Annotated in this window: 15 protein-coding genes; 3 read left to right on the forward strand and 12 right to left on the reverse strand. The window is 71.6% G+C overall.

Annotation, left to right across the window (positions count from 1 at the left end):
• The first annotated feature begins 104 nt into the window (after nt 1-104).
• A complete protein-coding gene (locus tag LO762_RS16720) occupies nt 105-1,916 on the forward strand; it encodes a glycoside hydrolase family 15 protein (protein ID WP_230616216.1) in 1,812 nt (603 codons plus the stop codon).
• A 503-nt stretch (nt 1,917-2,419) separates the two neighbouring features.
• On the opposite strand, the gene hisH is transcribed toward LO762_RS16720, so the two are convergent.
• The 6 genes from hisH to LO762_RS16750 form a co-directional block, all read right to left on the reverse strand.
• Nucleotides 2,420-3,046, reverse strand: coding sequence for an imidazole glycerol phosphate synthase subunit HisH (hisH, locus tag LO762_RS16725; RefSeq protein ID WP_230616218.1), 627 nt, complete (start codon nt 3,044-3,046; stop codon nt 2,420-2,422).
• On the reverse strand, nt 3,047-3,256 hold the full coding sequence (locus tag LO762_RS16730; RefSeq protein WP_230616220.1) for a hypothetical protein: 210 nt from the start codon (nt 3,254-3,256) through the stop codon (nt 3,047-3,049).
• Nucleotides 3,253-3,846 (reverse strand): imidazoleglycerol-phosphate dehydratase HisB, encoded by a 594-nt coding sequence (gene hisB, locus LO762_RS16735; RefSeq protein WP_230616222.1) that lies wholly within the window; start codon nt 3,844-3,846, stop codon nt 3,253-3,255. The genes LO762_RS16730 and hisB overlap by 4 nt, the downstream gene beginning before the upstream one ends.
• Nucleotides 3,843-4,928, reverse strand: coding sequence for a histidinol-phosphate transaminase (locus tag LO762_RS16740; protein WP_230616224.1), 1,086 nt, complete (start codon nt 4,926-4,928; stop codon nt 3,843-3,845). The genes hisB and LO762_RS16740 overlap by 4 nt, the downstream gene beginning before the upstream one ends.
• Entirely contained in the window at nt 4,925-6,232 is a 1,308-nt protein-coding gene (gene hisD / locus LO762_RS16745) for a histidinol dehydrogenase (RefSeq protein ID WP_230616225.1), read from the reverse strand. Before hisD ends, LO762_RS16740 begins: the two co-directional genes overlap by 4 nt.
• Nucleotides 6,233-6,303: 71 nt before the next feature.
• Nucleotides 6,304-6,987, reverse strand: a complete 684-nt coding sequence (locus LO762_RS16750) for a DUF6882 domain-containing protein (RefSeq protein ID WP_230616227.1) — start codon at nt 6,985-6,987, stop codon at nt 6,304-6,306.
• Nucleotides 6,988-7,099: 112 nt separating this feature from the next.
• Between LO762_RS16750 and LO762_RS16755 the strand changes: the two genes are divergently transcribed.
• Nucleotides 7,100-7,696, forward strand: a complete 597-nt coding sequence (locus LO762_RS16755) for a hypothetical protein (RefSeq protein ID WP_230616229.1) — start codon at nt 7,100-7,102, stop codon at nt 7,694-7,696.
• Here LO762_RS16755 and ybaK read toward each other — a convergent pair.
• Complete coding sequence (gene ybaK / locus LO762_RS16760) at nt 7,580-8,068, reverse strand: Cys-tRNA(Pro) deacylase (RefSeq protein ID WP_230616231.1); 489 nt, start codon at nt 8,066-8,068, stop codon at nt 7,580-7,582. The two genes, LO762_RS16755 and ybaK, sit on opposite strands and share 117 nt — an antisense overlap.
• 10 nt (nt 8,069-8,078) lie before the next feature.
• Entirely contained in the window at nt 8,079-8,366 is a 288-nt protein-coding gene (locus tag LO762_RS16765) for a chorismate mutase (RefSeq protein WP_230616233.1), read from the reverse strand.
• Between the two features lie 52 nt (nt 8,367-8,418).
• Between LO762_RS16765 and LO762_RS16770 the strand changes: the two genes are divergently transcribed.
• Entirely contained in the window at nt 8,419-8,940 is a 522-nt protein-coding gene (locus LO762_RS16770; protein WP_230616235.1) for a DUF1269 domain-containing protein, read from the forward strand.
• A 42-nt stretch (nt 8,941-8,982) separates the two neighbouring features.
• Here the strand turns inward: LO762_RS16770 and LO762_RS16775 are convergent, their stop codons facing one another.
• From LO762_RS16775 to LO762_RS16790, 4 genes are all read right to left on the reverse strand, one after another.
• Nucleotides 8,983-9,912: an RluA family pseudouridine synthase gene (locus tag LO762_RS16775; RefSeq protein WP_230616237.1), complete on the reverse strand. Its 930-nt coding sequence runs from the start codon at nt 9,910-9,912 to the stop codon at nt 8,983-8,985.
• On the reverse strand, nt 9,909-10,493 hold the full coding sequence (lspA, locus tag LO762_RS16780; protein ID WP_230616239.1) for a signal peptidase II: 585 nt from the start codon (nt 10,491-10,493) through the stop codon (nt 9,909-9,911). The genes LO762_RS16775 and lspA overlap by 4 nt, the downstream gene beginning before the upstream one ends.
• A gap of 119 nt (nt 10,494-10,612) precedes the next feature.
• Nucleotides 10,613-11,062, reverse strand: a complete 450-nt coding sequence (locus LO762_RS16785; protein WP_230616701.1) for a TraR/DksA C4-type zinc finger protein — start codon at nt 11,060-11,062, stop codon at nt 10,613-10,615.
• A 131-nt stretch (nt 11,063-11,193) separates the two neighbouring features.
• The gene (locus LO762_RS16790) at nt 11,194-11,466 is read right to left on the reverse strand and encodes a DUF167 domain-containing protein (RefSeq protein ID WP_230616241.1); all 273 of its coding nucleotides are present in this window, start codon (nt 11,464-11,466) and stop codon (nt 11,194-11,196) included.
• Nucleotides 11,467-11,636: the final 170 nt, after the last annotated feature.

Here is an 11,636-nt window from a genome sequence, read left to right on the forward strand (position 1 = left end):
TACCGACTTATCCTGGCAAGACGGTTACCGGCGGGTCCCCTTCTGGATCACGCTGTTAACACGTACGAAATCCGCCCAACACATGAGCGAGGACCATCAAAAGAGTGCCTCGAAATGGATCGGTCCAGTACGGCCGTTACCTGCCCATCGAAGAACACGCCATCGTCGGCGATCTGCGCACCGTCGCGCTCGTCGGCACCGACGGGACCATCGACTGGTTCTGTCCCGGCCGCTTCGATGCCCCGTCCCTGTTCGCCTCCCTGCTGGACGCTCGCAAGGGGGGCTTCTTCTCGCTGTCCTGCCGGTCGGCGAACCGTCCCAAGCAGCTCTACCTGCCCGACACCAACATCCTGATGACCCGCTTCCTCACCGCCGAGGCCGTGGGCGAGGTCATCGACTTCATGGTGCCGGAGACCAGCGGGTCGGCGCCGCCGCGCGACCTCATCGTGCGCCAGGCGCGCGCGGTGCGCGGCCGGGCGACGTTCGAGCTGGGCTGCTACCCCGCCTTCGACTACGGCCGCGCCTCCCACGAGATCGAGATCGTGGAGGGCGTCGGAGCGGTCTTCACCTCCTCGGCCGGCCGCTTCGTGTTGCGTTCCAACGTCCCCCTCGTCCACGACGGGGACGGCGTCTGCGCCACGTTCACGCTCGACGAGGGCGAGACCGTCGACGTCGTCCTGGAGTGGCAGGGGCACGTGCACCCGCTCGTGCCCGGCGAGGCCGACGAGATGTTCCTGCGCACGCAGGAGTTCTGGCAGAAGTGGATCGGACAGTCGCGCTACCGGGGCCGCTGGCGCGAGATGGTCCACCGCTCCGCGCTGGCGCTCAAGCTGCTCGTCTACCACCCCACCGGCGCCCTCGTGGCCGCGCCCACCACGTCGCTTCCCGAGTACATCGGAGGCGTCCGCAACTGGGACTACCGGTACACGTGGCTGCGGGACTCCGCGTTCACCATCTACTCCCTCATGACGCTCGGCTTCCTGGAGGAGGCCGCCGCGTTCATGGAGTGGCTCCAGCTCCGCTGTGAGGAGGCGACGCTGGAGCGGGACGTCATGATCATGTACTCCGTCGACGGCTCCGACAAGATCCCCGAACACACCCTCGACCACCTCGAGGGCTACCGGGGGTCGCGTCCCGTCCGGATCGGCAACGGCGCCGCCGGACAGCGCCAGCTCGACGTGTACGGCGAGATCATGGAAGCGGTGTACATGTACAACCGCGAAGTCCCGATCTCCTACGACCTGTGGCAGACGCTCTCCAAGCGGCTCGACTGGCTGTCCGACCACTGGGAGGAGCCCGACGAGGGCATCTGGGAGGTGCGCGGCGGACGCCAGCGCTTCACCTACTCGGGCCTCCAGACGTGGACGGCCTTCGACCGCGCCCTGCGCCTGGCCCGCGACCGCGGCCTGCCCGCCCGCACCAACAAGTGGCAGCGCCTGGCCGCCAAGGCGTACCGGTTCGTCCAGCAGGAGTGCTGGGACCCGGAGATCGGCGCCTACGTCATGCACCCCGGCAGCAAGCTGCTCGACGCCGCCGTCCTGTGCATGCCGATGGTGAAGTTCTCGGGCCCGACCGACCCGCGCTTCCTCATGACGCTCGACCGGCTGGGCAAGGAGCTCGTCTCCGACAGCCTCGTCCACCGCTACGCCACCACCGGCCACGACGGCCTGGAAGGCGAAGAGGGCACCTTCAACCTCTGCTCCTTCTGGTACGTGGACGCGCTGACGGCGGCGGGACGCGTCAAGGAGTCCCGCATGGTCTTCGAGAAGATGCTCACCTACGCCAACCACGTCGGCCTCTACGCCGAGGAGATAGGCCCTTCCGGTGAAGCCCTGGGCAACTTCCCCCAGGCCTTCACCCACCTGGCCCTCATCAGCGCCGCCGTCAACCTGGACCGAGCCCTGGACCGCCCCTAACCCACCCGTCCCCACCCCATAGGAACGTTCCCACCCAAGACCGCCCGCCCCACCCGGGACCGGGCGGTCTCCCATATCCCTAACCATCCCCGCCGATCAAACACCAGGAACGCAAACACCGGCAGCAACAACACACTAAGCACAAAAACCCCAAACCTCCCCATCCCCGAAACCCCAACCCACCAAGCCACCCCCTGCACCAAAGCAAACACCACAACCACCCCACCCACCCTCCGCCGCCGAGCCCAAGCCCTTTTCCCCACCCTCCCTTTCGGCACCCACCCAAACACCTTCCCCCACCACTCCCGCCGCCTCTCCTCCCTCCCCCGCCGAACCGCCGCCTCCTCCCTCACCCGCGCCGCCAAAGCCTCCCGCTCAGCCCTCCGCCGAGCCCTCTCCTTACTCACCCCCCAATCCTCCCACCCCCAAACCTCACCCCGCCCCGCCTGCCGTGCGGAAGCGGAACGCCCCGGCTGGTGGGCCGGGGCGTTCGGGGTCGGTGGTCAGACGGTGGTGAGCCAGTTGGTGAGGAGGGTGGCGCCGGCGTCGCCGGATTTTTCGGGGTGGAACTGGGCGGCGGAGAGGGGGCCGTTTTCTACGGCGGCTACGAAGGGTTCGCCGTGGTGGGACCAGGTGACCAGAGGGGGGGTGAAGCGGTCGGGTTCCAGTTGCCAGTGGCGGACGGCGTAGGAGTGGACGAAGTAGAAGCGGGTAGCGGGGTCGAGGCCGCGGAACAGGACGGAGTCCGCGGGGGCCTCCACGGTGTTCCAGCCCATGTGTGGGATGACCGGGGCGTGCAGGCGCTCGACGGTGCCGGGCCATTCGGCGCAGCCCTCGGTGGTGATGCCGTGCTCGACGCCCTTGGCGAAGAGGATCTGCATGCCGACGCAGATGCCCAGGACGGGACGGCCCCCGGCCAGGCGGCGGCCGATGATCTGCTCGCCGCGCACCGACGTCAGGCCGGACATGCAGGCGGCGAACGCGCCCACGCCGGGCACGACGAGGCCGTCGGCGTTGAGCGCGGCGTCGAAGTCGGACGTGACGGTGACGTCCGCGCCGACCCGGGCGACGGCGCGTTCGGCCGAGCGCAGGTTGCCCGACCCGTAGTCGAGAATGACGATCTTCTTCATCTAGAGCCTCCCCATCGCGGCGAGCACCGACAGCACCGCGAGCACCCCGACGACGACCGCCGCGATCTTCAGCCCCTGCCTGACAAAACTGTAGACGCCCGTCGCGAGGAACAGCGCGAGCGCGAACAGCAGCATGGCCGTCCACGGGATCGACAGGCCGAACAGGTCGACGGTGCCCTCGGCGGCGAGCACGCCCGCCGCGGCGGTCACAGCGCGCCCTTGGTGGACGGGATGCCGTGCACCCGCGGGTCGTGTTCGCTGGCGTAGCGCAGGGCCCGCGCGAGCGCCTTGAACTGGGCTTCGACGATGTGGTGGGCGTTGCGCCCGTACGGGACGTGGACGTGCAGCGCGATCTCGGCGTTCGCGACGAACGACTCGAGGATGTGCCGGGTCAGCGTCGTGTCGTAGTCGGGGCCGATCATCGGCGCCATGTTCGCCGGCTCGGAGTGCACCAGGTAGGGCCGTCCGGAGAGGTCGACGGTGACCTGGGCGAGGGACTCGTCCAGCGGGATCGACGCGTCCGCGAAGCGCCGGATGCCGCTCTTGTCGCCGAGCGCCTGCTTGAACGCCTGGCCGAGGGCGATCGCGGTGTCCTCGATGGTGTGGTGGCTGTCGATGTGGAGGTCGCCCTCGGTGCGCACCGTGAGGTCGAAGGAGCCGTGCTTGCCGAGTTGGGCCAGCATGTGGTCGTAGAAGCCGACGCCGGTGCTGACGTCGACCTCTCCCGTCCCGTCGAGGTCGATCTCGACGAGGACCTTGGTCTCCTTGGTGGCCCGCTCGACGCGGCCGGTCCTGCTCACAGTGACTCCTTGAGGGCGGTACGGAAGGCGGCCATCTCGGCGGGGGTCCCGACGGACACCCGCAGCCACCGGGGCGGGCCGACGGCCCGGATGAGGACGCCGCGGTCCAGCAGCCGCCGCCACAGCGCGTCCCGGTCGTCGAACTCGCCGAACAGCACAAAGTTGGCGTCGGAGTCGGCGACCTTGAGTCCTTCGCCGCGCAGCCACGTGACGGCGGCGTCGCGTTCGGCGCGGAGCTGGTCGACGTAGCCGAGCAGTTCGCTGCGGAACGTCAGGGCCGTCCGCGCGACGGCCTGGGTGACGGACGACAGGTGGTAGGGCAGCCGCACGAGCAGCAGCGCCTCCAGGACGGCCGGGTCGGCGGCGAGGTACCCGAGCCGGGCCCCGGCCAGCGCGAACGCCTTGGACATGGTCCGGGTGACGATGAGCCGCGGGTTGCCTTCGAGCAGTTCCAGCGCCGACGGGGTGCCCGTCCGGCGGAACTCCCCGTACGCCTCGTCCACCACGACCATGCCGGGCGCGGCCGCGAGCACCGCCTCGATAGCGGCGAGATCCAGGGACGTCCCCGTGGGGTTGTTGGGCGAGGTGAGGAAGACGATGTCGGGCCGGTGCTCCTCGATCGCGGCGACCGCCCGCTCGGCCTCCAGCCCGAAGTCCTCGGCCCGGTGCGCGTCGATCCAACGGGTGTTGCCGACCTTGGTGATCGTCGGGTGCATCGCGTAGGACGGCTCGAAGCCCATCGCGCTGCGTCCCGGACCGCCGAACGCCTGGACGATCTGCTGGATGATCTCGTTGGAGCCGTTGGCCGCCCACACCCGGGACGCGTCGAGCTTCACGCCGGACTCGGCCGTCAGGAACTCGGCCAGCTCGCCGCGCAGCGCGGTGGCGTCCCGGTCGGGGTAGCGGTTGAGCCCGCCGGCCGCCGCCGCGACGGCCTCGCCCAGCGCCTTCACCAGCGCCTCGGACGGCCCGTAGGGGTTCTCGTTGGTGTTGAGCTGCACCGGGACGTCCAGCTGCGGCGCCCCGTAAGCCTTCTCGCCGCGCAGGTCGTCGCGCAGCGGCAGGTCCTGGAGCGAGGTCATGAGGGGATCTCCCAGTCGAAGCGCGCCTTGAGCGCGGCGCCGTGGGCGGGCAGGTCCTCAGCCTCGGCGAGCGTGACGACCCGTGCCGTCGCCTCCCGCAGCGCCTCCCTGTTGTATTCGACGACGTGGATGCCGCGTAGGAACGACTGCACGGACAGGCCCGAGGAGTGGCAGGCGCACCCGCCGGTGGGCAGCACGTGGTTGGATCCGGCGAGGTAGTCGCCGAGCGACACCGGCGCGTAGGGGCCGACGAACACCGCGCCGGCGTTGCGCACCCGGGCGGCGTCGTCGGCGGCGTTGGCGGTGTGGATCTCCAGGTGCTCGGCCCCGTAGGCGTTGACGACCTCAAGCCCGTCCGCCAGCGAGGACACGAGCACGATCGCCGACTGCCGTCCGGAAAGCGCCTCGGTGACGCGTTCGCGGTGCTTCGTCCGCGCGACCTGGGCGGCCAGCTCCACCTCGACGGCCTCGGCCAGCGCGACCGAGTCGGTGACCAGCACGGACGCCGCGATGGTGTCGTGCTCGGCCTGGCTGATCAGGTCTGCGGCGACGTAAGCGGCGTCAGCCGTCTCGTCGGCCAGGACCGCGATCTCCGTCGGCCCCGCCTCGGCGTCGATGCCCACGACGCCGCGCAGGTACCGCTTGGCGGCGGCCACCCAGATCGAGCCGGGCCCGGTGATCAGGTCGGTGCGGCGGCACTCCTCGGTGCCGTAGGCGAACATCGCGAGGCTCTGCGCCCCGCCGACCGCGTAGACCTCCTCGACGCCCAGCAGCGCGCAGGCGGCGAGGATGGTCGGGTGCGGGAGGCCGCCGAAGTCCTTCTGCGCGGGCGAGGTGACGGCCAGGGACCCGACCCCGGCCTCCTGCGCCGGGACGACGTTCATGACGACGCTGGACGGGTAGACGGCCTTGCCGCCCGGCACGTACAGACCGACCCGGTCCACCGGAACCCAGCGCTCGGTGACGGTGCCGCCGGGCACCACGGTCGTGGTGACGTCCCGCCTGCGCTGCGCGCCGTGCACGATCCGCGTCCGCCGGATCGCCTCCTCCAGCGCGTCCCGGACGGCGGGGTCGAGCGTGTCCAGCGCCGCGGTGATCGCGGAGGCCGGGACGCGGGTCGTGGCCAGCTCGACGCCGTCGAACTCGCGGGTGTAGCGGAGCACCGCCTCGACGCCGTGATGCCGCACGTCCTCGCAGATGGGCCGCACCTTCGCCAGGGCGGCCTCGACGTCGAAGTCGGCGCGGGGCAGCACGTCGCGCAGGTCGCCGGGCAGGGCGCCGCGCAGGTCGATTCGGGAAATCACACGGGCAAGTCTACGGACAGCGACGCCGGGGTCGGGAATCGGTTTCAGGGGGTGAGACGCCGGAGGGCCGCTCAGACGTGCGCGGTCTCGGCCCAGGCGGTGAACCGGGGCGTCCCGGAGAAGTCGGCGACGGCGGTGCGGCCGCCGGGCAGCCGTGCCTCCACGCCGGTGCCGGCGCGGCGGTAGGGCACCCGGTGGTGGGCGAGCAGCCGGGTCAGGGTGAGCTGCGGGTCGGCGGGGAACAGCGCGACGGCCTTGTCGATCAGGGACGGCACCGAGGCGGCGTCGAAGGAGGTCGGCGGCACCTGGGGGTCGTCGACGTGCAGGTAGGCGGAGCCGCCCTCGTAGCCCGCCCCGATGTAGCCGGAGCCGCCCAGCACCCCGGCGGCGGCGATCGCGACCAGGTGCCCCGCGTTGTCGCCCTCGAACCAGGACAGATCCAGCTCGGGCACGGTGAACTCGGGCACCCCGAGCCGCTCGCCGGCCTCCCGGACGGCCAGGGTCGGCGCGACCGCCGGGTGTGTCGGACCGAACTGGGCGTTCGCCCACCCCCACAACCAGGTACGCTCGCGTGCGGCGTAACTGCCGAGAAGGCCGACCCTGACGGTGACCCCTCCGCTGGTGTAGGTGCGGCCGTTGAGGTCCGCGCTCCAGTCGGCGCGGGGCAGATGGGCGGCCAGGGTCTCCTGCCGGGCCAGGACGAGCGCGGACTGCGCGGCACCCAGGCGTTCGAACGCCGAGCTGAATCCTGACATGTTCGGAACACTACCTGCGGCGGCCCGGTTTGTGTCCGCTTCCCGGGCTGACCCCACGGTGACGTTACGCTGCGAGAGATCAACTTCCCGGGACGTACAGGAGAGTGACCATTTGGCCCGGAACCTAGGGATCTGGGCGGCCGTCACCGGGGCCGTGGCCCTGGTCGGCGTGCCGGTGGGACTGCTGTGGACGCGGCTGGCGGACCGGCCGCTCTACCTGGTGGTCGACCAGCGTCCGCATCTGCTCGACCCCGAGAGCGAGACCCTCATCACCGCCGACGGGCGCTTCGCCCTGCTGGCCGTCGGGGCGGGCGTGCTCACCGGCCTCCTGGCCTACTGGCGCGGCGGGCGCGGCGCCGACCTCAGCCTGGTCCTCGGCCTGTTCACCGGCGGTGTGCTCGGCGCGCTGCTCGCCTGGTGGCTCGGCCACCGGTTCGGCCTCACGGCGTTCACCGAGGCCGTCGCGACCGGCGCGGACGGCACCCGGGTGCGGGCCCCGCTGGATCTCGGCGCGCGCGGCGTGCTGACGCTCTGGCCGCTGGCCGCCGTCGCCGTCTTCGGCGTGCTGGAAGCGATCGACGCGGCGCGCCGGCTACCCGCGGCCGATCGGGGCGAGCCCGGCCCCGGTGAGCCGGACGAGGTCGGCGGGGGCGAGTTCGATCTGCAGGCCGCGCCGCCCGGCCGAGACGTAGACGGTCGCGAACGCTGACGCGCTGTCGTCCACCACGGTCGGCAGCCTCTTGCGCTGCCCCAGCGGGCTGATCCCTCCGACGACGTAGCCGGTGGCCCGCTCCGCGTCGGCCGGATCGGCCATCTGCGCCTTCTTGCCTCCGACGGCCGAAGCGAGCGCCTTCAGGTCGAGCTGGCCCGCGACGGGCACCACACCGACCGTCAGCCTCCCGTCCACCTCGGCCAGGAGCGTCTTGAACAGCCGCTCGGGCGCGACGCCCAGGGCGGCGGCAGCGGCCTCACCGTAGGAGGAGGCCGCCTCGCCCACCTCGTAGGGGTGGAGCTGAAAGGCGATCCCCGCCTTGGTCGCGGCGACGGTCGCCGGAGTCCCCTGAGAAACACGCTTGGCCATGACGGCCACCCTAATCTCGCGCGGGATCAGCGGCGTCCAGGCCCGCTTCGATCACCGCGTTCATGATCCGGGCCAGGTGGTCGCGGCTGAGGCTGGGCGCGTGCGGCGCCATCGCGTCGACGATCGCGGCCTCCCGCTCGGGGTCGCGGCCCCGGTGTCCGCCGACCGGCTTGAGCCGCTGCACCCGTCCCGCGAGGGCGGCCCTGCGCTCCAGCAGCCCGGCGAGTTCCGCGTCGATCGCGTCGATCGCCGTGCGGATCTGCGCCAAGGTAGCGGTTTCAGGATCAATCGGGAGCATGATCCCATGGTAGTGACGTTCCGGGAGCGGCCCGGACGGGAAGGTGGGGACCATGGTTGACCAACCGCAGCAGAAGCTGCTCGTCATCGGGTTCGACGACCCGCTCAAGGCGAGCGAGTTCATGCTCACCGCCGCGCGCATGCAGAAGAACGACCAGCTGCAGGTGCACGACGCGGTGTTCATCGAGCGTGAGACCGACGGCAAGTCGATCGTGCGCGAGACCCGTGACGTGACCCCCGGCCGGGGCGCGCTCGGCGCTGGCATGTGGGGCCTGCTGCTGGGCACCCTGCTCGGCGGCCCGGTCGGCGGCCTCGTCGCGGGCGCGGCGAGCGCGGGCGGCGGCGCGCTGCTCGGCAAGCTCATCGACACCGGGATCAAGGACGACAAGATCGCCGAGCTGCGCGAGGCGGTCCCGCCGGGCAGCACCGCGCTGGCACTGCTCATCAGCCACCTGTCGGTCGGCGATCTGCAGCGCGAGCTCGCCCGGTTCCCCGGCGCGTCCCTCGTCGAGTCCGACCTGTCGGACGCCGCCATCCACGCCGTCCGCGTCAGCCTCGGCGAGATCGAAGCCTGAGGAACGGTCTCGACCGTCCGCGCGCCGCGCGGACGGTCGGGTTCAGGACTCCGCCGCGACGAGGTCCAGGGACTTCTGGAGGTCGTCGGGGTAGGGGCTGGTGAACTCGACGTACTCGTCGGTGGCCGGGTGCAGGAAGCCGAGCCGGACGGCGTGCAGCCACTGCCTGCCGACGCCCAGCCGCGCGGCCAGCGTGGGGTCCGCCCCGTACAGCAGGTCCCCGACGCACGGATGCCGCAACGCGGACATGTGCACCCGGATCTGGTGCGTCCGCCCGGTCTCCAGCGTGATGTCCAGCAGCGACGCCGCCCGGAACGCCTCCACCGTGTCGTAGTGCGTGACCGAGGGACGCCCCCCGGCGACCACCGCGAACCGCCCGTTCCCGGCCGGGTGCCGGTCGATGGGCGCGTCCACGGTGCCCCGGAACGGGTCCGGGTGGCCCTGGACGAGCGCGTGGTACCGCTTGGTGACCTCGCGGTCGTGGAAGGCGCGCTTGAGCCGCGAGTAGGCGCGCTCGCTCTTGGCGACGACCATGCAGCCCGTGGTGTTGGCGTCCAGCCGGTGCACGATGCCCTGCCGCTCGGCCGCGCCGGACGTCGCCACGGTGTGCCCGGCGCCCAGCAGGCCGCCGATCACGGTCGGCCCGGTCCAGCCGGTGGTCGGGTGGGCCGCGACGCCGACGGGCTTGTTGACCACGATGATCTCGTCGTCCTCGTACAGGATCGTCATGCCGGGCACGGGCTCGGCCACCGGCACGGGCGCGCTGGGCGGCGGCGGGAGCACCACCTCAAGCCAGGCCCCGGCGCTGACGCGTTCGGACTTGGCGACGTCGCGGCCGTCCAGGCGCACGTCGCCCGCGGCGATCACCTCGGCGGCGCGGGAGCGCGACAGCCCGAACAGTCGGGACAGCGCGGTGTCGAGCCGCTCGCCCTCCAGGCCCTCGGGCACGTAGAGGGACCGTTCGCCGCTCACTCCTTCACCTCTCCGGCCGCCTTCTCGCGCGTCTCCACGGCCGTCTCACGGCCCTGCGCGGGCTCCTCGGCGGCGGCCCGCTCCCCCGGCTCGGCGACGGGCTCGGCCGCCTGCACCGGCTCGGCGACCTCGGCGGAGTCCTTGGTCTCACGGGTGCCGTCGGGCTGGTAGCCCAGGCCCGCCAGCACGACGGCGGCGATCCCGCCGAAGACGATCGCGGTGTCGGCGAGGTTGAACACCGGCCAGCCCTGGAACATCGGCCAGTTCGGCCACTCGATCCAGTCCACCACGTGGCCCTGGAAGCCGCCGGGCGCGCGGGTCAGCCTGTCGACCAGGTTGCCGACGGCGCCGCCGAGCAGCAGCCCGAGCGTGATCGCCCACGGCACGCTGCGCAGGTCGCGGGCGTAGCGGATGATCGCGACCGTGACGCCGAGCGCGATCAGGGTGAACACCCAGGTCATGCCGGTGCCGATCGAGAAGGCGGCCCCGGCGTTGCGCACCACGCGCAGCGTCGTCAGGCCGAGGGGCAGCTCGATCGGGCGCTCCCCCTCCAGCCGCGCCACCACGATCAGCTTGGTCACCTGGTCCAGCGCCAGGGCGAACGCGGCGACACACCCGAAAAGGACGATATGACGACGGGGCCGGGACCCCGTCTCTGCAGCGGAAATGGTCCCGGCTCCCTGAGAGTCTGCGGCGTCGCTCAGCGACGCTCCTCGCGTTGTTTGCATGTCACACATAGGGTCGCGCGCGGGAAGGCTTGGAGGCGTGCTTTGCCGATCGCCTGCCCGCAGTTGTCACATACACCATAGGTGCCCGCGTCGATGCGCGCGATCGCGCGCTCGTTCTGCTCCAGCAGGTCGCGCGAGTTGTTGGTGAGCGCCAGCTCGTGTTCCCGCTCGTAGGTCTTGGCGCCCGCGTCGGCCTGGTCGTCCCCGGCGCCCTCGCCGGAGTCGCCGTGCTCGGCCGCCTGGTTGAGCGCCGCCTTGATCTCCGCGGCCAGTTCCTCGATCTCCACGCTCAGCCGGGTGCGCACCGCGGCGAGCTCCTTGACCGTCCAGTGCTCCTCGCCCTCACGGACTGGCAGCGCCTCGGCCGCCTTGGCGGCCGCCTTGGCCGCCGGCTTGTTCTTCACGCTCGCGGTTCCGGCCATGGCGGTCCCCCTCGCGCCGAGCTTCTCTTCGACGGGCAGTGCGGGAAGCATAGGTCTCCATTCGGCGGGACGGCAAACGCCCGCGGCGCTGCCGATCTGGTCACCACCCGCATATGCCCCACGACGGCCTGTCAGGAACCGCGCAATTGGTCGATCTTTTCAGTGAGCTGGATCACGTCGCCGTCGATCTCCAGCACCTTGTCCCGGCTCGTCGCCCCCGACACCAGCCGCACGTCGCGCCGCCGGACGCCCAGCGCCTTGGCCACCGCCTCCAACGCCGCCTCGGTCGCCTTGCCCTCGACGGCGCGGGCCGCGACCTTCACCACCAGCGCGTCCCCGCGCGCCCCGCCCACCTTCGTCCGCGCCGCGCCGGGCCCCACCCTGATCGCCAGCCGCACCGTCATCCCGCGCTCCTCTCTCACCGGACGGGGCCGTGTCCGATACCCCGCCTCAAGTCCGTTCTCCGCCGCGTCCTTTAGCCGTTCATGGCCGGAAACCGGGTCGAGCGCGGCCGTCCGGTACCCGTACAATCGTGGCAGTCGTCGGCAAGGCAGTGATGGGGCCATCACCCCGG

The sequence above is a fragment of the Actinocorallia sp. API 0066 genome, assembly GCF_020991275.1.
GTDB lineage: Bacteria > Actinomycetota > Actinomycetes > Streptosporangiales > Streptosporangiaceae > Actinocorallia.